This is a genomic window from Streptomyces sp. NPDC037301 (assembly GCF_055602785.1).
In genome coordinates this window covers 240,238-258,832 of the sequence record NZ_JBVJWD010000003.1, presented here as the reverse complement: position 1 = coordinate 258,832, position 18,595 = coordinate 240,238, and the positions used below count along the sequence as shown (strand labels likewise).

Genomic DNA, 18,595 nt, shown 5'->3' with positions numbered 1-18,595 from the left:
TTCCACCATGCCCCACGCCACTGACAACCGGCCGACGGCCCTGCTCGCGATGGGCCCCGGCATCGCCGGACGCCTCCTCGCCGACCGCCACCGCACCCGGCTGGCGACCCTCACCCGTACCGATCCGCACCTCGTCGCCCACGATCTGGCCGACCCGACGGCCGAGGTGGCCGCCGCGCTCGCCGATGCCGAGGTGCTGTTCACCTGCTGGGGTGCGACGCCGCTCACCGCCGAGGTGCTGGCGGCCGCACCCCGGCTGCGGGCCGTGGTGCACGCGGCCGGTTCCGTGAAGCACCACATCACGGACGCCTGCTGGGAGCGCGGGATCTCCGTCACCTCGGCGGCCGGGGCCAACGCGCTGCCGGTCGCCGAATTCACACTCGCCGCGATCCTCTTCGCGGGCAAGCGCATCCTGCACTCCGCGGATCGCTATCGCGCCCTGCGCGCCGACCACGACTGGCTCGCGGAGCTCGACGGCTCCGGCAACTACCGCCGTACGGTCGGCATCGTCGGCGCCTCCCGCATCGGCCGGCGCGTGATCGAGCTGCTGCGCCCCTTCGACCTGGACGTCCTGCTGTACGACCCGTACGTGGACGGTCCGGAGGCGGCGCGGCTCGGTGTACGGCTCACCTCGCTCGACGAGCTGTGCGCGAGCAGCTCGGTCGTATCTGTGCATGCGCCGCAGCTCCCGGAGACGCACCACATGATCGGCGCCGCGCAGCTGTCGGCCATGGCGACCGGGGCGACGCTGATCAACACGGCGCGGGGATCGCTGATCGACGAGGAGGCGCTGCTGCCCGAGCTGACCACCGGGCGGCTGCACGCGGTGCTGGATGTGACGGAGCCCGAACTTCCGCCTGCGCACTCGCCGTTGTACGACCTGCCGAATGTGCTGCTCACTCCGCATGTCGCGGGTTCGCTGGGCGATGAGCTGCACCGGATGGCCGACCAGGCGCTGGACGAGATGGAGCGGTTCGCGGCCGGCCTGCCCTTCGCGGACCCGGTCCGGGCAGGGGCGCTGCCGCACTCGGCGTGACGGGGGCTTTGTCCCCTGCCCGCCCCTTCCCGATGCCCGTAGGCAGGTGGTGACATCCTTACGACCCGATGGCGGGTGCGCTGGTTTCTCAGCGATGCCGGAGGCGGCATGTCACAGCAGTGGCATGCTCCTCGCTATGTATGAAAATCCGCAAGACAAGACAACGCCGGGGTTGTGGGGGTGTATCGCGTGTGCCTGGGCGGTCGCTTTCGCCGTGCTTCATTTTTACTGGGCGTTGGGCGGCAGCTGGGGCCTCAGTGTCTCGGCGGGGCCCCTGGCCGAAGAACGCCCCGGGTGGTTCGTTGCGGTGGGCTTGTGGGGCGTGGGACTGCTGTGCCTCGTCGGCGGTGTGCTGGGATGGCTTCTCGCCAGGCCGCGGTCTCGTGGCCTGGCAGGACGGGTGGTCAAGGCCCTGGGCTGGTGTGTCTGCGCTGTGCTGCTGGTGCGCGGCATCGCCGTCGAGGTGCTGCTGCTGACCGAGACCGCGGGCCAGGAGATAGCCGTGAGCCCGGAACAGCGGATGTGGACGCTGCTGCTGTGGAATCCCTGGTTCCTGGTCGGTGGTCTCGTCTTCGGTTTGGCCGCACGGAGGGTCCAGAAGAGCGGAGGGCTCGAGTAGCGGCGAAGCCTGGCGTGCGCGAGAGCCGTCTGAGCTCCTGCGTAGGCCGAGGCCCGCGTAGTGCGCTGGTGCCGCGAACGACTGGTGAGGTGTCGGCCCAGCCGTCGACCGGTTGAGGCCTGGGATTAGCGTGACGCGCGGCCCGCATGCGCTCGTGACCAGCGCAAATGCTGAGTGCTCAGGGGAAGAGCAACTTTGGTCCACTGTGGAATCGACTGGGCCGGGAAGGCACACGACGTCGCCCTCGTTGACGACTCCGGCCAGCTGTTGGCCAAGCGCCACATCGCCGACGACGCGGCTGGCTACGAGATCCTTATCGACTTACTCGGGGGGTACGGCGACAGCGTGGTTCACCGCGACGATGGATCAGGCTGCTGAACAGGGCAGATGCGTACGGACGCCACTTGCCTGGCTGTACGGGAACCGGGCCGTCAATGGCGACCGGGGCGCTGATGGTCCGGCTCACCGGCGCGATCGCCACGGCCGTGGCTGTGCGGGCCTGATCCGCATCGCGGGTCAGGCCCACGGCAGTTCAGTCCCAGACCAGGTTGAGGGAGCGTTCGAAGTTGACGTATCCGGCGCGGGCGAAGGACTTCGCCATGGGGACGTTGCCGAGGTCCGTCGATGCCCTGATCCGGTCGACGCCCTCGGCGGCCAGGATGCGGGTGCCCTCGGCGAGGATCTCGTCGATGTAGCCGTTGCCGCGGTGTGCGGGCAGGACACCGAGGTACGCGATGATCGGGTGGTAGCTGTTGCGGGCCGGGACCACGAAGCCCACCGGACCGCCCCCGTCGGGGAGTTCGGCGATGCGCCACCACTCGTGCGGGCTCTTGAACCCGGCGAACTCTCCGTCGTAGTGCCGTTCCGCCGCCCCGCGCGGGCTCAGTCCGGATGCCAGGTCCGCCCGGCCGTGGGCGTCGAGGGTGCCCTCCATGACCGGGGACATCAGGGCGAGGAGGTCCTCACGGTCGGCCACCGGGCGGAAGACGAGACGCCCCCTGGATTCCGGGAGCAGCGACGACGGGGTCCACTCCAACCGCAGCCGCTCGACCAGCAGCCGTGCGCCCGTGCTCTCCAGCACGCGCGTGCGGGAGTCGACCACCTCGCGGGCCGCGGGGTCCTCGTGCCAGTCGGGCGGGACGAAGCGGCCGTACTCCGGCAGCTTCGCGCCCGCCGGGAAGACGGTCGCCGTCGCCGTCTCGAACAGCCGCAGGCCGATCTCGTCGCGGTCGGCCCGGGGCAGCGTGTCGTCGATGTCGAAGAAGTCGAACTGCAGCGGGACGTCACCGCCCGGGGTCGTCCACCAGGCGAGCCGGGCGAGCAGACGGTCGCCGTCCAGGGCCACCCAGGCCCACTCGGGGCGGCGGCAGCCGTTGGCGAAGTCGTCGGTCAGTTCGTGGTCGAGGACGTAGGAGAGCCGGCAGAAGAGATCGATCTCGTTGGGGCCGGTCAGAGGTCGGTAGCTCACCGATGTCAGCGTCAAGTCAACTCCTGTGAAGGGATACAGCGCTCCGGACCCAGTATTTCGTGCTGGTCAGGCAGGCCGGGTGTCCGGGCGGAGGGCGTCGAGGGCCGCATGCTGCTGCTCAGGCCGATTCGAGGACCGGGCGGATTTCGAGCGTCTCCGGGGTGGGGAAGCCGCGGGCCAGCTCGATGGCCTCGGCGCGGTCGGCCACATCCAGCACGAACCAGCCGCCGAGGGTCTCCTCGCCGCTGTGTACGGGCCCCTCGGTCACCGCCGCGGATCCGTCCGCCGTCCTGCGCACGGTGACAGGGCCCCGGTGCTCGGTGTCGAGCGCGTCGCCGCCCGCCAGCTTGCCCGCTGCCGCGAGCTCGCCGATCCAGGTCTCGTACGCCTTCCGGTAGGCATCGCGGTCGGCCTGGATCCGAGCGCGTGACGCATGCGTCTCGAAGATCACGAGGGCGTATTTCATGAGGCTTTCCTCTGGTCGGTGTTCTTGGTGGTGATGGTGGTTCTGGTGGTGGTCGGCTTGATGCGGGCCAGTGCGCCCGTCTCCAAGGCCGTCCACAAGTCGCCGTCCGGGCCCACCGTGATCCCGTGCGGCTCCGAGGCCGGGGTGGGTAGGTCGTGGACAGCGACCGTGCCGTCGGACGTGACCGAGCCGACGCGGTTGGCACCCCACTCGGTGAACCACGCCGTGCCGTCGGCGTCGGTGGTGACGGCGTGCGGCCGGGCCGAACGGTCGGGCAGGGCGTATTCGGTGATCCGGCCGGCGGGTGCCATCCGGCCGATCTGACCGGCCGCGATCTCGGTGAACCAGACGCTTCCGTCCGGGCTCACGGCGATACCCACCGGCGCGGCCGCCTCGGTGGGCAGCTCGTGGACCGTGATGGAGCCGTCCATGTCGACACGACCGATGGCGTTGGCCTGGTTCAGCGTGAACCACATCGCGTCCCCGGCCGCGGCGATCGCGGAGGGAAACGCGCCGGTGCGCGGCAGCGGGTACTCCGTGACCGTTCCGTCGGTGGTGAGGCGGCCGATGCGGTTGGCGGCGGTCTCGGTGAACCACAGTGCGCCGTCCGGGCCCGCGGCGATACCGAAAGGCCCGCACTCCGCGGTCGGCAGCGCGAACTCCGTCACCCGGCCGGCCGTCGTGATCCGCCCGATCCGGTGCGCCCGGTACTCCGTGAACCACAGCGCGCCGTCCGGCCCGTTGCTGATGACCGTCGGACCGCTGTCCGGGGCGAGTTGATGACTGGTCGGTTCCTGTCCCGGGATCAGCCGGCCGATCCTGCCGCTGTGCACCATGGTGAACCACAGCGCGCCGTCCGGGCCGGTAGTGATCGCGTACGGGCCGCTGTCGCGACCGGACACCGCGTACTCCTCGATGGCGGGGGGCGTCACTGCTGCTGCTCCAGACCTTCGGCGGCGGCGATGCGCTCGATGTCCTGCGGGGAACCGGCCATGATGGTCCGGGCGTGCGCGGTCACGAGTTCGACGGGCCAGTCCCACCAGGCGGCCCGCACGAGCCGTTCGACGTCGCTGTCGTCGAAGCGCTGTCTGATCGTCCGGGCCGGGTTCCCGCCCACGATGGTGTACGGCGGCACGTCAGCGGTGACCATCGCTCCGGCCGCGATCACTGCGCCGTCGCCGATCCGTACCCCCGGCATCACGGTGGCTCCGTATCCGAACCACACGTCGTTGCCGACCACCGTGTCCCCGCGGCTGGGCATGCCGGTGACGAGGTCGAGGGTCTGCTCGGTCCACTCCCCGCCGAACATGCTGAAGGGGAAGGTGGACACCCCCATCGACGGGTGGTCCGCGCCCGCCATCAGGAACCGGGTGCCCGTGGCGATCGCGCAGTACTTGCCGATGATCAGCCGTTCCGGACCGTAGGCGTACAGCACATTGCGCTGCGCGAAGTCGGTCGCCTTGTCGGGATCGTCGTAGTAGGTGAAGTCACCCACCACGACGTTTGTACCGGCAACCAGTGGCTTGAGGAAGACGACCCGTTCGTGGGCGGGCAGGGGATGGACGGTGCTCGGGTCAGGTGTCACGCGGGAATCTCTCCGTGGGGGTTCGTGCTCGGCGGCGGAGCACGGGGCGGCGAGGCCCCATGACCAATGAGGTGCGCGCCTTCCGGGCCGTCGGCCGAATTGATCGGGCCCGGTCCTGCCACCTCGCACCGGCTCATGTCATCTGCGGGAGGCCTCCCGGCCTGGTCCCCAGTATGTGTACCGGGGCAGCCGGGAACAACGGCCAATCTTGTTATGGTCGTTAACCCAGAGGTTCACGAATCCGGGGTTCAGGGTGGAATCGGGGGACAAGATGGAACTGCGGGACATAGAGATCTTCCTGACGCTCGCGGAGGAGCTCCACTTCGGCCGCAGCGCCGAACGCCTGCATGTCTCCCCGGCCCGTGTCAGCAGGAACGTGCCATCGGCGCCCAGCTCTTCGAGCGCACCAGCCGCCATGTGCGGATGACCCCCGTCGGAGAGGTACTGCTCCAGCGGCTGAAGCCGGCGTACGAGGACATCCAGGAAGCCATAGCGGAGGTGACCACCGTCGCCCGCCACTCGGCCGGCACCCTGACGCTGGGGGTCATGGGCGCGCAGATGCACGACATGGCCCCGGTCCTGACCCACTTCCGGGCCCGGCACCCGTCCGCCGAACTCCGGTTCCGGGAAGTGTTCTTCAGCGATCCGTTCGGAGCCTTGCGGGCCGGCAAGGTCGACGCGGTGACCACCTGGCTGCCGGTCCGCGAGCCGGACCTGACAGTCGGGGTGGTGCTGCGCGAGGAACCTCTCAACCTGATGGTGGCCGCGGATCACCCGCTCGCCCGGCAGGAGTCGGTGAGCATGAAGTACTTGGCGACCACATCGTGCCGCGCCTGAACGGCCCCATGCCCGCCTACTGGGAGACCGCCGTCCTGCCGACCCGCACGCCGGCCGGACGCCCCGTCCGCCGCGGCCCGGCCGTCACCACCTTCTACGAGATCCTCTCCCTCGTCGCGGCAGGCGACGCGGTCTGCACGGTCCCCGACGAGGGACGGCGCTACAACGCGCAGACCGACGTCGTCCACCTCACCCTCCACGATGCCCCGCCCGTCCAGTGGGCCCTGATCTGGCGCACGGACCGCGCGACCCCACTGGTACACGCACTCGCCGAGGCGGCGACGGACTGCGGGGACGCAACCACGCGTTAGAGATGTGCCGGCGCCGGTGTCCGTGTCCCCTGGCCCCCGTCCCGGACCCGTCCGCGAGCGGTCGCTCCGGCCGCCGGCCAGACCCATGTGGCGGGGCTGTACGGCCCTGTTCTCGTATGGCTGTACGAGAACAGGGCCGCGTCCGCCGGTGGGGCTTCCGTATCGGCGAGCCCGGCTTGCCCGCGTGCGGGCATAGGAAAGCCCCGGCGGTCAACGATGACGCTGGGGCTGTGTCAGGCCGTACGGGGCTATGCGGCGACCCGCAAGGGCGCAGTTCCGGCGATCCGTGCCATGGCGGGGCCCATCGCCGCTGATGGTGAACTCGATTCGACGGAGGTCCAGCGTGCGCCACCCGCCACGGGCCCCACCTGACGGTCGAACGGGCCCCAGCGTCCACCGCCATCGCGCGCCTTCCTGCGGTGTCGGCCCGGTGCCAATCGTCGGCGAAGATGCGCCCCGTGGGAACATCGGGCTTCCCGGAACCGGGGCTCCGCCCCGGGCCCCGGTCCTCAATCGCCGGGCGGGCGTGCTCGATTCGGCCGCACGTGCTGAGGCCCGGTACCCCGCGACGGGGTACCGGGCCTCAGTGGCTGTCCGAGCTACACGCTAGTGCGAGTGGCCGTGACCGTGACCGGCCTCGGCCTCTTCCTCGGCCGGCTTCTCGACGACCAGCGTCTCGGTCGTGAGCAGCAGCGACGCGATGGACGCGGCGTTCTCCAGCGCGGAGCGGGTGACCTTGACCGGGTCGATGACGCCGGCCTTCACCAGGTCGCCGTACTCGCCGGTCGCCGCGTTGAAGCCCTGGCCCTTGTCGAGCTCGGAGACCTTCGAGGTGATGACGTAACCCTCGAGGCCGGCGTTCTCGGCGATCCAGCGCAGCGGCTCGACGGCGGCGCGGCGCACGACCGCGACACCGGTGGCCTCGTCGCCGGTCTTGCCGAGGTTGCCCTCAAGAACCTTGACGGCGTGGACCAGAGCGGAGCCACCACCGGAGACGATGCCCTCCTCGACCGCGGCGCGGGTCGCGGAGATGGCGTCCTCCAGACGGTGCTTCTTCTCCTTGAGCTCCACCTCGGTGGCGGCACCGACACGGATCACGCACACGCCGCCGGCCAGCTTCGCGAGGCGCTCCTGGAGCTTCTCGCGGTCCCAGTCGGAGTCCGTGGCGTCGATCTCGGCCTTGATCTGGTTGACCCGGCCCTTGACGTCGCCGGGCTCGCCGCCGCCGTCCACGATCGTCGTGTCGTCCTTGGAGACGGTGACGCGGCGGGCGCTGCCCAGCACGTCCAGACCGGCCTGGTCGAGCTTGAGGCCGACCTCCTCGGCGATGACGGTCGCACCGGTGAGGGTGGCGATGTCGCCGAGCATGGCCTTGCGGCGGTCACCGAAGCCCGGGGCCTTCACCGCGACGGCGTTGAAGGTGCCACGGATCTTGTTGACGACGAGGGTCGACAGCGCCTCGCCCTCGACGTCCTCGGCGATGATCAGCAGCGGCTTGGAGCCACCGGCCTGGATGACCTTCTCCAGCAGCGGGAGCAGCTCCTGGATCGAGCCGATCTTGCCCTGGTGGATCAGGATGTACGGGTCGTCGAGGACGGCCTCCATACGCTCCTGGTCGGTCACCATGTACGGGGACAGGTAGCCCTTGTCGAAGGCCATGCCCTCGGTGAAGTCGAGGTCCAGACCGAAGGTGTTGGACTCCTCGACGGTGATGACACCGTCCTTGCCGACCTTGTCCATCGCGTCCGCGATGAGCTCGCCGACCTGGGTGTCCTGCGCGGAGAGCGCGGCCACGGCGGCGATGTCGGACTTGTCGTCGATCGGGCGGGCGGTCGCGAGGAGCTCCTCGGACACGGCCTTGACCGCGGCGTCGATGCCCTTCTTCAGGGCGGCCGGGGAAGCACCCGCGGCGACGTTGCGCAGACCCTCGCGGACGAGCGCCTGGGCCAGCACGGTGGCGGTGGTCGTACCGTCACCCGCCACGTCGTTGGTCTTGGTCGCCACCTCCTTCACCAGCTGGGCACCGAGGTTCTCGTACGGGTCGTCGAGCTCGACCTCGCGCGCGATGGTGACACCGTCGTTGGTGATGGTGGGAGCGCCGAACTTCTTGTCGATGACGACGTTGCGGCCCTTGGGGCCGATCGTCACCTTGACCGTGTCGGCAAGCTTGTTGACGCCGCGCTCGAGGGCGCGACGGGCGTCCTCGTCGAACTTCAGAATCTTCGCCATGGGAGCTGAGCTTTCCTCTCAAACGAACTGCGCCCCCGACCACCCGGCTGGTTATTTCGCAGGGGGCCAGGGGCGCAGAACAGAAGCAAACGTGGGTGAATTACTTCTCGATGATCGCGAGCACGTCGCGAGCCGAGAGGACGAGGTACTCCTCGCCGTTGTACTTCACCTCGGTGCCGCCGTACTTGCTGTACAGCACGACGTCGCCGGTCTTGACGTCGAGCGGAAGGCGCTCGCCGTTCTCGAAGCGGCCCGGGCCCACGGCCAGGACGACGCCCTCCTGGGGCTTCTCCTTGGCGGTGTCCGGAATGACCAGGCCGGAGGCCGTGGTCTGCTCGGCGTCGAGCGGCTGGACCACAATGCGGTCCTCGAGCGGCTTGATCGCAACCTTGGAGCTAACGGTCGACACGATCCGGTCTCCCCCTTCGGAGATCTCACGGGGTTAAGAGTCTTTGAGTGGCGACCAGGTGGATCCGTCGTCGCGGGTGCCGGACCTGCCAGTCGCACAGTACTGCTGGCACTCTCCAGTGGTGAGTGCCAGCACCGAGACTATGACCGGGATTAGCACTCGGTCAAGCGGAGTGCCAATTCAGCCAGTCGTGGCGTCATGTGGGCCCCGCTCGCGCACGGCGCGACGGGGCGCTGGTCGCATGCGGCAGTCCGGACAACGCAAAGGTCCGGGCAACATAGGGACAACGCGGGGACGGGCCACACCGTTCCGTACGACCGTGGGTTCATACTCGAACCTCCGTACCAGTCGTCGAACCCGCTCCCGCATCACCCCTCGGGCGCACAGGCCTCCTCGCACCCCGTGAACGGCTGCCTCGACGTGCTGCCGGGCCTGCTGCCGGTGGTCCTGGAGGGGCTGATCTGCGTGGGCGCCCCTCTGGCCGCGCTCCTGCTGTGCGTGGTGGCGGCACCGACCGGGCAAGAGGACTACCGCCGCTCGCACCCGGCGTCGGCCTCCGCTCCCCCGTACGATCCCGGCCGGTCCGGCCACCAGTGCCTCAGCGGTGGCGACAACCGCGAGTGCCTGGACTCCTTCAGCTGACGGCAGGCGATGACGACCAGCGGCCCCGACGCCCCGTGGTCGCCTTGCGGATGCGCCTGCGGGCCCGCCGCTGGGGCCGGCTTCGGGTGGGTCACCTTCTGTGCGGCCTTGCGGCCCAGCCGTTCGATCGGGTCCACCGACTGTGCGCACCCGGCGGTGGCGGCCAGGAGCGCACCGGCGGTCAGCAGTCCGGCGAGCAGCCGATGCACCCTTCTCATACGTAGTCCTCCAGCCGGGCCAGGGCGTATCCCTTGTCCGTGATGGTCTTCATGACCGCCCGGACCATGTCGGCCATGCTGCCGCCCCAGTCCTTCCGGCCCTGGAAGTGCGTGAGGATGATGTCGCCGGGGTGCAGGTCCTGGTCCACCTCGCGCCACTTCATGTGGTCCGGGAACGCCTCCGCGTTCCAGAGCGGTACGGCCTTGATGCCGCAGGACTTCGCGATGCGGAGCGTGTCCGCGTTGTAGTTGCCGTACGGCGGGCGGAAGAGGGTGGGCCGCTGCCCGTAGTGCTCCTCGATGATGGCCTGCTGGTCGCAGATCTCGCTCTTCTGCTCGCTGTACGAGAGTCCGGGCAGGTAGGGGTGGTTGAGCGTGTGGTTGTTGAGGCCGACACCCAGCCGCTGCATCTCCAGGAAGTACCCGTAGCTGTCGCGCACCAGGTAGTCGCTGAGGAACGCGCTGTACGGGATGTCCAGCTCGTCCATCATCTGCAGCAGTTCGGGATCCTTCTCGGCACCGTCGTCCATCGTCAGGAAGACGACCCGATCCTTGGTCGGGACGGTGGTGAAGACCGGCGGCAGCGAGTCGTCGCCGCCGTTGACCTCGAACCCCTCGCGGGTGGTGATGTGCGGCTTCACGGCGGGCGGCGGGGGTGCGATCAGCGGTGGCCTGTCCAGCCCCCACTTCTTGGCGAGGGCCGCCCGTACGGCCGGGCTGAACCTCGCGTTCTCACGGAGCCCGGCGGGTGCGCCGCCCTGGCCGGCAAGCTGTCCGGGGCCCGCCCCCGGTCCGGGAACGCCCGGCGGTCCGGCGGCGGGTAGCACCCGGTGCTCGTCGCCGTCGCCGGACGGGCCGCCGGCCTGGGAGGCGCAGCCGGAGCAGACCGCGGCGACCAGGAGTGCGGCCAGGACCGCACAGGCCGGCCGATGCCTGCCGGAGCCCCGCCCGCCCCTCGGTTCAGGCATGCCCGATCTGCTCCTTTTCACGGTTAATTTTTCCTTTTGTCGTACAAGTTGCATGGCGTCGCATCCTGCCAGCACGTGAGGGGCGCCCCGGCCCGACACCGCCACCGGCCCCGCCGGTCAACCCGGCTGGCTCACAATGGGCGCGTGAACGCCTTCGCCCCGAACGACCCGTCCGACGCCGACGACAGGTCCGACGCCCCCGACCCGTCCGACCCCCTCGCCGCTTTCATGACCCTGCGCACCCCCGAGGGCGCGGCGCTCCTGGACGGGCTGCGGTCGTACGACCCCGCCCAGGAGCTCGCCACCGCCACCCGGCTTCGCCGCACCCACCCGGCCTCGCTGGTCTCGGCGGCGCTGGGACAGGCGCGGCTGCGGCAGCGGGCGGTGGTGAAATTCGGTGCCGAGGACGCGTACCGGATGTTCTTCACACCGAACGGCGTCGAACAGGCGACGCGTACGTCGGTGGCCACCCATCGCGCACAGCGGTTCGTGGCGGCGGGCGGGGTGCGGAGCGTCGCCGATCTCTGCTGCGGGATCGGCGGCGACGCGATCGCGCTCGCACGGGCGGGCATCTCCGTCCTCGCAGTGGACCGCGACCCGCTGACCGCCGAGGTGGCTCGCGCCAACGCCGCCGCGCTCGGCCTGGACGGGCTGATCGAGGTGCGGTGCGCCGATGTCACCGAGATCGACACCTCGCCCTACGACGCGGTCTTCGTCGACCCGGCCCGGCGCGGCGGCAGGGGCCGGATCTTCGACCCCGAGGCGTACTCACCGCCGCTCTCCTGGGCGACCGGCGCCGCGCTCGATGCGCCCCGTGCCGCGCTGAAGATCGCCCCCGGTATCCCGCACGAGGCGATCCCGGCACAGGCGGAGGCCGAGTGGATCTCGGACGGCGGCGATGTGAAGGAGGCGGTGCTCTGGTTCGGCGAGGGCTTCGCGGCCGGTTCCTACCGCGCCACCGTGCTTCCGGCCCGCGCCACCCTGTGGTCCGGCGCCCCCCTGCCCGCCCCGCCCGTCGGCCCGGTCGGCCGCTATCTGTACGAGCCGGACGGCGCCGTCATCCGCGCCCATCTGGTCGCCGACATCGTGGCGCGGTGCGACGGCCGACTGGTCGACGAGACCATCGCGTACGTCACGAGCGACCAGTTGTACGAATCCCCGTACACCGCCGGGTACGAGATCACCGACCGGCTGCCGTTCAACATGAAGAAGCTCAAGGCGCTGCTGCGGGAGCGGAAGGTCGGCGTCCTGACGGTGAAGAAGCGCGGCTCGGCCGTCGAACCGGAGGAGCTGCGCCGCAGGATGAAGCTCCAGGGGCCGAACGCCGCGACGGTCTTCCTCACCCGGGTGGCCGGAGCCCCGACGATGCTGATCGGCCACCCGCTGACCGGCCCCGCCTGACCGGCGGGGGCAACCGTCAGGCCAGGTCGGTCAGGTCCTCGGCGTACACCTGCGAGAGCGGCTGAGGACCCACGTACTGCTGGCAGTTGCACTGCCCCGACTCGAAGCGGACCGGCTTCTTGGAATCGTCCCAGGCGGTCGGCACCTCGACCCGCTCATGGCACTTGCCCTGCTTGTCGTGCTTGGCGAGATGGTGCGTGCAGCCGCAGACCGGCTCCGGCGGCTTGCGGGCCGCTTCGACGGCCAGCCGCTCCTGCTTGGCCGCCTCCAGCAGCTCCAGCTTGCGGGTGTGCCGGTTGCGCAGCGCGGTACGGACGTTGTCGACGGCCCATCCGAAGCCGCCCGCCCAGAAGATGATGAGCACCCACCAGTACCACTCCATGTGACACTCCCCCCTGCGTGACTCATGTCTCCGGTCAGGATAGGTCCGGGGTCAGCGGTGCGCGCCGCCCCCGACGGAGAACAGCGGCTGCGGAGCGGGCGCCCCGATCAGTACCCGCAGCACCCAACGGCGGTGGGCGAACGCCTTGGTGATGCCGATCAGTCCGACGATCCAGCCGGTCATCCCGAGTCCCATGACCAGGGCGACCAGCCCGGAACTGTCCCGGGCCGCCTCAGCGGTCGCCGGGACGGCGATGCACGCGTACAGCCCGAGTGCGCACAGCGCGAAGGACATCAGCAGCCAGACGAGGCTGACGCCCGGCATCCGCAACCGCGCATCGCGCACCGGATCGCGGTCCAACTCACCCCAGGCGGCGAGCAGCCGGCGGATGTCGCGGTCGCGGCGCAGACCGATGACGACGAGGACGATCGCGGGCACCATGCAGCAGACGCCCATGCCTGCGAGGATCACGCCGAGCAAGGCGCTGAAGACGTCGTACGTCTCCTCCAGCGTGATGAGCGCCGCGCCCACCAGCGACCAGCCCACCGCGCAGAGCGCTCCCCACAGCCACAGCGCCACCAGCCGCCCCGGTGAGACATGCATCTTCACCAACTCCCCGAGCACCACGGCCCGGTCGGCGCGCAGCGCCTCACGGTCGGGCCAGGTACGTATCTCCACGGGCGGTGGGGGCGGCGGCAGTTGTGCACGGCGAAACATGGGCCCGACCCTATCGACCGCCCTCCCCTGCGGGGGCACAGTGCGCCGGGGCCGCCGGAGTGCCATGCTGGAAAGGGACATACGGAGGTTCGCGATGGGGTTCTATGTCGAGCGGATCGTGCCCCGGATCGCCGATGCCGTCGGCGGAATGAAGTCGGCCGAGCCGCTGCGGCGACGGGTCTGCGAGGGCCTGTACGGCGAGATCATCGAAATCGGGTTCGGTTCCGGGCACAACGTACCGTTCTACCCGGATGCCGTCACCGACGTGGCCGCGGTCGAGCCGTCCGATCTCGGCTGGAAGCTGGCCCATGACCGTATCGACGCGGGGCACACCCCGGTGCGGCGCGCCTGTCTGGACAGCCGGTACCTGCCGTTCGAGGACGACACCTTCGACGGCGCCCTCTCCACGTGGACGCTGTGCACCATCCCCGACGCCGATGCGGCGCTGCGCGAGGTGCGGCGGGTCCTCAAGCCCGGCGCGACCCTGCACTTCCTGGAGCACGGGCTGGCGCCGGAGGAGGACGCGAACGTACGCCGCTGGCAGCACCGCCTCGATCCGCTGGAGCGGCGGCTCTTCGCCGGGTGCCGTCTGACCCGGCCGATCGCCGAGATGCTGACGGCCGCGGGGTTCACGATCGTCGACCTGGACGTGTTCTACGAGAAGGGCGCGCCGAGGCCGATGGGCGCCGACTCGATGGGCGTCGCCGCGCCCTGAGGGGGCCGGGGGCGGCGTTCAGGCGTTGCGCAGCGCCTCGATGTCCAGCTTCCTCATGCCGAGCATCGCCTTCATCGCCCGCTCGGCCTTCGCCGGGTCCGGGTCGGACAGCGCCTCGCTCAGCCCCTGCGGAACGAGTTGCCAGGACAGGCCGTACTTGTCCTTGAGCCAGCCGCACTGCCCCTCTTCGCCGCCCTCGGTGAGCCTGGGCCACAGAGTGTCCACCTCTTCCTGCGACGCGCAGTCCACGGACAGCGAGATCGCCTCGGTGAAGGGGAACTGCGGGCCGCCGTTGAGCGCGATGTACTCCTGGCCGGCCAGCCGGAAGACGACGGTCATGACCTTGCCCGTCTCGCCGGGCGCCGCCTCGTTGTAGTACGTCGTGTTCAGCACCTTCGAGTCGCCGCCGAAGATGGAGATGTAGTGATTCGCGGCTTCCTCGGCCTGGTTGTCGAACCAGAGGAAGGTCTTGATCTTCTGCATGGTCTGCTCCTGTCGGGTGGCGCGGAGTCGGATGGTGCCGAAGCCTGTGCGGGGTAGACCGGTCCGGCGCCCGGAACTCACCGGTCGGCGCGGCCCTGAAGTGCCGCGCGGTCCAGGAGCATCGCGCGTTCCCGTTCGTTCCGGGTCAGTCCGGCCGCCCGTACGAACTCCGCCCGCGCCTCGTCCGTACGGCCCGTCCTGGCCAGCAGATCGCCGCGGACGCTGGGCAGCAGGTGGTAGTCCTTGAGCGCCGGATCGTCGGCCAGCGCGTCGACCAGGGCGAGGCCGGCCGCCGGGCCCTGCGCCATCGAGACCGCCACGGCCCGGTTGAGCTCGACGACCGGGGACGGTGCGATCACGGCGAGGCGGCCGTAGAGGGCGGCGATGGTCGTCCAGTCCGTGTCCTCGTACGTCACCGCCCGGGCGTGGCACGCGGCGATCGCGGCCTGCACGGCGTACGGGCCGAGACCGGCGCCCTCCTCGGTCGCGGCCACGGCCCGCTCCAGGGCCGCGACACCGCGCCGGATCAGCAGGTGGTCCCAGCGGGCCCGGTTCTGGTCGGCGAGCAGCACCGGCGCGCCGTCCGGCCCGGTCCTGGCGGCGGTGCGCGAGGCCTGGAGTTCCAGCAGCGCGACCAGGCCGTGGACCTCGGGCTCCTGCTCCATCAGGCCCGCGAGCACCCGGGCCAGCCGCAGCGCGTCCTCGCACAGCGCCGGGCGCAGCCAGTCATCGCCCGCGGTCGCCGCGTACCCCTCGTTGAAGATCAGGTAGATGACTTCGAGCACGGAATCGAGGCGGCCGGCGCGCTCGGGTCCGTAGGGCACCTCGAAGGCGACGCCCTCTCGGCCCAGGGTCCGTTTCGCCCGGACGATGCGCTGGGCGACGGTCGGTTCGGGGGCCAGGAACGCGCGGGCGATCTCATCGGTGGTGAGCCCTCCGAGCAGACGCAGGGTGAGGGCGATCCGGGCCGCGGTGGAGAGCACCGGATGGCAAGCGGTGAAGATCAGCCGGAGCAGGTCGTCGTCGATGTCGTCCGCTTCGGCGGGTTCGGGCGGCGGCACGTCCTCCAGGGCCCGCCCGACCTCGGCCAGCTTGCGCGCGTACGTCTCCTTGCGGCGTACGAGATCGATCGCGCGGTGTCTGGCGGTGGCCATGAGCCAGGCGCCCGGCCGGTCCGGGACACCTGACTCCGGCCACTGTTCCAGCGCGGCCACCAGGGCGTCCTGCGCGAGTTCCTCGGCGATGCCCACGTCCCGCACGATGCGGGTGACACCTGCGATGATCCGCGCGGACTCGATCCTGAAGACCGCTTCGACCGCCGTCCTCGCGCTTGCTGCCGTCACGGTCACTCATCAGAGCAGCCGTGCCGGGAAGCGGCAAGCGCGACCGGTCAGAGGCCCGTGGCCTCGTCGATCTGGCGGACCTCGGAGGTGACGGTCCAGTTCACCGGGTGGATCTGCAGGAACCGCTTGGTCCATTCCAGGGCCTCGGCCTTGTCCTTGGCCTGGAGGATGGCGTAGCCGCCGACGACCTCCTTGGTCTCGGTGAAGGGACCGTCGGTGCAGCTGAGCTTGCCGCCGGACCAGGTGACCCTCGTGCCCTGGGCGGTCGGGGTGAGCCCGGCCGTCTCCAGCATGACCCCGGCCTTGGTGATCTCCTCGAACAGGGCGCCCATGCGCTTGTCGAACTCGGGGCCCGGGTTCTCGGAGGGGAGGTTCTGCTCATCGATGCGGATCAGCGACATGAAGCGGGGCATGGTGGCTCCTCGGTCGGAAGGGCGGGGTCTTTCCCCGCCTCACCCTTGCGTCGAACGGGAGACGGCCGGATCGACAGCTCCACCGGAATTCTTCTGAGAATCTTCCGGAGCGGCCACCGGGGCGGCCACCGGAGCGGTCCGTTCCGGTGCCGGGAGCAGCACCAGGGCCACCAGCGCCGCCGCCGCGAGCAGACCCGCGCAGACCCAGAACGCCGCTGCGTACCCCGCCGCCAGATCGGCCGGCCGGCCCCCGTCGCCGGTGACCTGGGCGGCGACGGTGACCAGGACCGCGAGCCCCAGCGAGCCGCCGACCTGGCGGGCGCTGTTCAGCAGTCCGGAGGCCATTCCCGCCTCGTCGGATGCGACGTCGGTCGTGGCCGCGGTGCCGAGCGGTACGAAGCACATCCCGATACCGACGCTGCAGACCAGGGACGGGCCGAGGATCGAGTACAGGAAGCTGCCGTCCGCCTGCGCCGTCGCCGCGAACCCGGCGAGGCCGAGCGCGGCGAGACCACCGCCCGCCGCCAGCAGCCGCCGGGTGCCGAGCGCCGCGACCGTACGGGTGGCGACGAGTGAACCCGCGACGACGCCCACCGAGAACGGCACAAACGCGGCACCGGCGGCGGTCGGCCCGTAAGCGAGCACCTGCTGCATGTAGAGCGAGGCGAAGTAGAACGCGGCGAACTGCCCCGAGCTCAGCAGCAGGCAGAAGAGATTCGCGGTCAGGACCGGCCTCCCCTTCAGCAGGCCGAGACGCAGCAGCGGAGTCCCGGCCCGCAGCTCGACGGCGGCGAAGGCGACCAGCAGGAGCACGGCGGCACCGAGCGTGCTCAGCGTCCGGGCCGACCCCCATGGGTGGGTCGATGTGCGTACGAGCCCGAGGACCAGCAGTGCCGTACCGGCGGTGGCCAGCAGTGCTCCGGCCACATCGAGCCGGGCCCCGGCCCGGGCGGGGCGGCTCTCCAGCCCGGAGCGTACGGCTCCCACCAGCGCGAACACCACGATCGGCACATTCACCAGCATCACCGCACGCCAGCTCGCCGCATCGGTGAGCACCCCGCCGGCGAGCACACCCACCGCGCCGCCCGCCGCACCCGCCATGCCCCACAGTCCCAGGGCGCGGGAGCGCGCGGGCCCGGCCGGGAAGGCGATGGCGATCAGGGCGAAGGCGACCGGGGCGAGCGCGGCCGCGCCGATCCCCTGCACCGCCCGTGCGGCGATCAGCCCACCGGGCGACCATGCGAGTCCCCCGGCCAGGCTCGCCACACCGAACAGCACCAGACCCACCGTCAGGACCCGGCTGCCGCCGATCAGGTCGGCGAGACGCCCGCCGAGCATCAACAGCCCGCCGAACGCCAGCGCATAGGCGTTCACCACCCAGAGGAGCCCCTCCGGGGTGAAGCCGAGATCGCGGCGCATGTCCGGCAGCGCGACGTTCACCACGGACATGTCCAACGCCACCATGAACTGCACGACGAGAGCCACCACCAGCAGCCAACGCACGTGCCGTGACTGGTCGTTCATGACTTCCCCTTCCCTCGCGGTCACTCGGTCGAGCCATTACTATACGCGTATAGAAATTAGTTGCGAGGGGACCGGGGAAGAGGCGGACGCATTGGGACGGGAGACAATGCCCGGGTGTCAGGGACAGAAAAGGCGTCAGGAACAGCGAAGAAGCAGACGGCGGCGAAACGGTCCGTCGGGCGGCCGCGCAGGCTCGACCCGGACGCGATGGTCGCCACCGCGCGCCGCATCATCGAGGAAGAGGGCCTGGACGCCCTGAGCATGCGGCGCGTGGCGAAGGAGCTCGGCTCCACGCCGATGGCGCTGTACCACTATGTGCAGGACAAGGACGAGTTGCTGATGCTCACCCTGTCGGGCACCGCGGCCGCCTTCCCGCGCCCCGAACTGCCCGAGGACCCGCGCGAGCGGCTGCTCGCGGTGGCGGTGCACATGCACGGCATCCTGGCGCAGATCCCCTGGGTGCTGGACATCCTGGCGCTGGGCGAGCTCACCGACAAGAACGCGCTGTGGATGGTCGAGGAGATCATCGGCTCCGCGCTCGCCTGCGGCCTCTCCCCCGCCCGGGCGGTACGCGCGTACCGGACGATCTGGAGTTACGTCTACGGCGACCTGGTCTTCCGCAGGGCGGCCGAGCGCCGCGCGGAGAACCCGCCGAGCAGGCGGTACTTCCCCGAGATGATCACCGAGGAGGACGCGGCGGCGCTGCCCCGGCTGACGGAGGTCAAGGGCCGATGGCGCGAGTACGCCGCCGACTACGAGGTGGCGGAGGAACTCGACGCGATCATCGAGGGGCTGATCAGCCGAGGAACTTCCCGGGGCTAGGGACTCC

The 18,595-nt window shown here is 70.4% G+C and carries 22 protein-coding genes and 1 pseudogene; 9 read left to right on the top strand and 14 right to left on the bottom strand.

The features are described from left to right. Positions 1–7: 7 nt before the first annotated feature. From ACZ7IB_RS07300 to ACZ7IB_RS07290, 3 genes and pseudogenes are all read left to right on the top strand, one after another. The gene (locus ACZ7IB_RS07300; protein ID WP_470909920.1) at positions 8–1,036 is read left to right on the top strand and encodes a hydroxyacid dehydrogenase; all 1,029 of its coding nucleotides are present in this window, start codon (positions 8–10) and stop codon (positions 1,034–1,036) included. Next, positions 927–1,655 carry a DUF3995 domain-containing protein gene (locus ACZ7IB_RS07295; RefSeq protein ID WP_470909918.1) on the top strand — a complete coding sequence of 243 codons (729 nt, stop codon included), beginning with the start codon at positions 927–929 and terminating at the stop codon, positions 1,653–1,655. The genes ACZ7IB_RS07300 and ACZ7IB_RS07295 overlap by 110 nt, the downstream gene beginning before the upstream one ends. Positions 1,656–1,850: 195 nt before the next feature. Beyond that, a pseudogene (locus tag ACZ7IB_RS07290) lies at positions 1,851–2,000 on the top strand (IS110 family transposase); the annotation flags it as partial. 187 nt (positions 2,001–2,187) lie between these two features. Here ACZ7IB_RS07290 and ACZ7IB_RS07285 read toward each other — a convergent pair. From ACZ7IB_RS07285 to ACZ7IB_RS07270, 4 genes are all read right to left on the bottom strand, one after another. Continuing rightward, positions 2,188–3,123: a GNAT family N-acetyltransferase gene (locus tag ACZ7IB_RS07285; protein ID WP_470909917.1), complete on the bottom strand. Its 936-nt coding sequence runs from the start codon at positions 3,121–3,123 to the stop codon at positions 2,188–2,190. A gap of 118 nt (positions 3,124–3,241) precedes the next feature. Next, on the bottom strand, positions 3,242–3,589 hold the full coding sequence (locus tag ACZ7IB_RS07280) for a YciI family protein (protein WP_470909915.1): 348 nt from the start codon (positions 3,587–3,589) through the stop codon (positions 3,242–3,244). Next, the gene (locus ACZ7IB_RS07275) at positions 3,586–4,521 is read right to left on the bottom strand and encodes a Vgb family protein (protein WP_470909913.1); all 936 of its coding nucleotides are present in this window, start codon (positions 4,519–4,521) and stop codon (positions 3,586–3,588) included. The genes ACZ7IB_RS07280 and ACZ7IB_RS07275 overlap by 4 nt, the downstream gene beginning before the upstream one ends. Beyond that, a complete protein-coding gene (locus tag ACZ7IB_RS07270; protein WP_470909911.1) occupies positions 4,518–5,174 on the bottom strand; it encodes a CatB-related O-acetyltransferase in 657 nt (218 codons plus the stop codon). The genes ACZ7IB_RS07275 and ACZ7IB_RS07270 overlap by 4 nt, the downstream gene beginning before the upstream one ends. A gap of 253 nt (positions 5,175–5,427) precedes the next feature. On the opposite strand from ACZ7IB_RS07270, the gene ACZ7IB_RS07265 reads away from it, so the two are divergent. From ACZ7IB_RS07265 to ACZ7IB_RS07255, 3 genes are read left to right on the top strand one after another with little or no spacing between them, the layout of a single operon-like run. Continuing rightward, a complete protein-coding gene (locus tag ACZ7IB_RS07265; RefSeq protein ID WP_470909909.1) occupies positions 5,428–5,601 on the top strand; it encodes a LysR family transcriptional regulator in 174 nt (57 codons plus the stop codon). Next, positions 5,598–6,011, top strand: coding sequence for a LysR family transcriptional regulator (locus tag ACZ7IB_RS07260; protein ID WP_470909907.1), 414 nt, complete (start codon positions 5,598–5,600; stop codon positions 6,009–6,011). Before ACZ7IB_RS07265 ends, ACZ7IB_RS07260 begins: the two co-directional genes overlap by 4 nt. Continuing rightward, a complete protein-coding gene (locus ACZ7IB_RS07255; RefSeq protein ID WP_470909906.1) occupies positions 5,999–6,322 on the top strand; it encodes a LysR substrate-binding domain-containing protein in 324 nt (107 codons plus the stop codon). Before ACZ7IB_RS07260 ends, ACZ7IB_RS07255 begins: the two co-directional genes overlap by 13 nt. A 606-nt stretch (positions 6,323–6,928) precedes the next feature. On the opposite strand, the gene groL is transcribed toward ACZ7IB_RS07255, so the two are convergent. The 4 genes from groL to ACZ7IB_RS07235 all read right to left on the bottom strand — a co-directional run bounded on the left by groL (position 6,929) and on the right by ACZ7IB_RS07235 (position 10,788). Continuing rightward, positions 6,929–8,551 carry a chaperonin GroEL gene (gene groL / locus ACZ7IB_RS07250; protein WP_470909904.1) on the bottom strand — a complete coding sequence of 541 codons (1,623 nt, stop codon included), beginning with the start codon at positions 8,549–8,551 and terminating at the stop codon, positions 6,929–6,931. 100 nt (positions 8,552–8,651) lie between these two features. Then, positions 8,652–8,960, bottom strand: a complete 309-nt coding sequence (gene groES / locus ACZ7IB_RS07245) for a co-chaperone GroES (protein ID WP_383970738.1) — start codon at positions 8,958–8,960, stop codon at positions 8,652–8,654. Between the two features lie 527 nt (positions 8,961–9,487). Next, complete coding sequence (locus tag ACZ7IB_RS07240; RefSeq protein WP_470909901.1) at positions 9,488–9,820, bottom strand: hypothetical protein; 333 nt, start codon at positions 9,818–9,820, stop codon at positions 9,488–9,490. Then, entirely contained in the window at positions 9,817–10,788 is a 972-nt protein-coding gene (locus ACZ7IB_RS07235) for a polysaccharide deacetylase family protein (protein ID WP_470909899.1), read from the bottom strand. The genes ACZ7IB_RS07240 and ACZ7IB_RS07235 overlap by 4 nt, the downstream gene beginning before the upstream one ends. Positions 10,789–11,016: 228 nt before the next feature. Here ACZ7IB_RS07235 and ACZ7IB_RS07230 point away from each other — a divergent pair, with 228 nt between their 5' ends. Then, entirely contained in the window at positions 11,017–12,189 is a 1,173-nt protein-coding gene (locus tag ACZ7IB_RS07230; protein ID WP_470910439.1) for a THUMP-like domain-containing protein, read from the top strand. A gap of 16 nt (positions 12,190–12,205) precedes the next feature. Here ACZ7IB_RS07230 and ACZ7IB_RS07225 read toward each other — a convergent pair whose 3' ends face one another. Both ACZ7IB_RS07225 and ACZ7IB_RS07220 read right to left on the bottom strand, forming a co-directional pair. Next, a complete protein-coding gene (locus ACZ7IB_RS07225) occupies positions 12,206–12,571 on the bottom strand; it encodes a hypothetical protein (protein WP_470909897.1) in 366 nt (121 codons plus the stop codon). Positions 12,572–12,622: 51 nt separating this feature from the next. Next, complete coding sequence (locus ACZ7IB_RS07220) at positions 12,623–13,288, bottom strand: hypothetical protein (protein ID WP_470909896.1); 666 nt, start codon at positions 13,286–13,288, stop codon at positions 12,623–12,625. 94 nt (positions 13,289–13,382) lie between these two features. Between ACZ7IB_RS07220 and ACZ7IB_RS07215 the strand changes: the two genes are divergently transcribed. Further along, positions 13,383–14,003, top strand: a complete 621-nt coding sequence (locus ACZ7IB_RS07215) for a class I SAM-dependent methyltransferase (protein WP_470909895.1) — start codon at positions 13,383–13,385, stop codon at positions 14,001–14,003. A gap of 18 nt (positions 14,004–14,021) precedes the next feature. On the opposite strand, the gene ACZ7IB_RS07210 is transcribed toward ACZ7IB_RS07215, so the two are convergent. The 4 genes from ACZ7IB_RS07210 to ACZ7IB_RS07195 form a co-directional block, all read right to left on the bottom strand. Beyond that, positions 14,022–14,486 (bottom strand): VOC family protein, encoded by a 465-nt coding sequence (locus ACZ7IB_RS07210; RefSeq protein ID WP_470909894.1) that lies wholly within the window; start codon positions 14,484–14,486, stop codon positions 14,022–14,024. A 77-nt stretch (positions 14,487–14,563) separates the two neighbouring features. Continuing rightward, positions 14,564–15,835, bottom strand: coding sequence for an RNA polymerase sigma factor (locus ACZ7IB_RS07205; RefSeq protein ID WP_470909892.1), 1,272 nt, complete (start codon positions 15,833–15,835; stop codon positions 14,564–14,566). 41 nt (positions 15,836–15,876) lie between these two features. Beyond that, on the bottom strand, positions 15,877–16,242 hold the full coding sequence (locus ACZ7IB_RS07200; protein WP_470909890.1) for a YciI family protein: 366 nt from the start codon (positions 16,240–16,242) through the stop codon (positions 15,877–15,879). A gap of 39 nt (positions 16,243–16,281) precedes the next feature. Beyond that, positions 16,282–17,766 (bottom strand): MFS transporter, encoded by a 1,485-nt coding sequence (locus ACZ7IB_RS07195; protein ID WP_470909888.1) that lies wholly within the window; start codon positions 17,764–17,766, stop codon positions 16,282–16,284. A gap of 114 nt (positions 17,767–17,880) precedes the next feature. Between ACZ7IB_RS07195 and ACZ7IB_RS07190 the strand changes: the two genes are divergently transcribed. Then, positions 17,881–18,588: a TetR/AcrR family transcriptional regulator gene (locus tag ACZ7IB_RS07190; RefSeq protein ID WP_470909887.1), complete on the top strand. Its 708-nt coding sequence runs from the start codon at positions 17,881–17,883 to the stop codon at positions 18,586–18,588. Positions 18,589–18,595 lie beyond the last annotated feature (7 nt).

Coding starts and splice junctions, on each gene's coding strand:
- ACZ7IB_RS07300 (WP_470909920.1), top strand. CDS start 8: ATGCCCCACGCCACTGACAACCGGCCGACGGCCCTGCTCGCGATGGGC.
- ACZ7IB_RS07295 (WP_470909918.1), top strand. CDS start 927: ATGAGCTGCACCGGATGGCCGACCAGGCGCTGGACGAGATGGAGCGGT.
- ACZ7IB_RS07280 (WP_470909915.1), bottom strand. CDS start 3,589: ATGAAATACGCCCTCGTGATCTTCGAGACGCATGCGTCACGCGCTCGG.
- ACZ7IB_RS07260 (WP_470909907.1), top strand. CDS start 5,598: ATGACCCCCGTCGGAGAGGTACTGCTCCAGCGGCTGAAGCCGGCGTAC.
- groL (WP_470909904.1), bottom strand. CDS start 8,551: ATGGCGAAGATTCTGAAGTTCGACGAGGACGCCCGTCGCGCCCTCGAG.
- ACZ7IB_RS07240 (WP_470909901.1), bottom strand. CDS start 9,820: ATGAGAAGGGTGCATCGGCTGCTCGCCGGACTGCTGACCGCCGGTGCG.
- ACZ7IB_RS07235 (WP_470909899.1), bottom strand. CDS start 10,788: ATGCCTGAACCGAGGGGCGGGCGGGGCTCCGGCAGGCATCGGCCGGCC.
- ACZ7IB_RS07230 (WP_470910439.1), top strand. CDS start 11,017: ATGACCCTGCGCACCCCCGAGGGCGCGGCGCTCCTGGACGGGCTGCGG.
- ACZ7IB_RS07225 (WP_470909897.1), bottom strand. CDS start 12,571: ATGGAGTGGTACTGGTGGGTGCTCATCATCTTCTGGGCGGGCGGCTTC.
- ACZ7IB_RS07220 (WP_470909896.1), bottom strand. CDS start 13,288: ATGTTTCGCCGTGCACAACTGCCGCCGCCCCCACCGCCCGTGGAGATA.
- ACZ7IB_RS07215 (WP_470909895.1), top strand. CDS start 13,383: ATGGGGTTCTATGTCGAGCGGATCGTGCCCCGGATCGCCGATGCCGTC.
- ACZ7IB_RS07210 (WP_470909894.1), bottom strand. CDS start 14,486: ATGCAGAAGATCAAGACCTTCCTCTGGTTCGACAACCAGGCCGAGGAA.
- ACZ7IB_RS07200 (WP_470909890.1), bottom strand. CDS start 16,242: ATGCCCCGCTTCATGTCGCTGATCCGCATCGATGAGCAGAACCTCCCC.
- ACZ7IB_RS07195 (WP_470909888.1), bottom strand. CDS start 17,766: ATGAACGACCAGTCACGGCACGTGCGTTGGCTGCTGGTGGTGGCTCTC.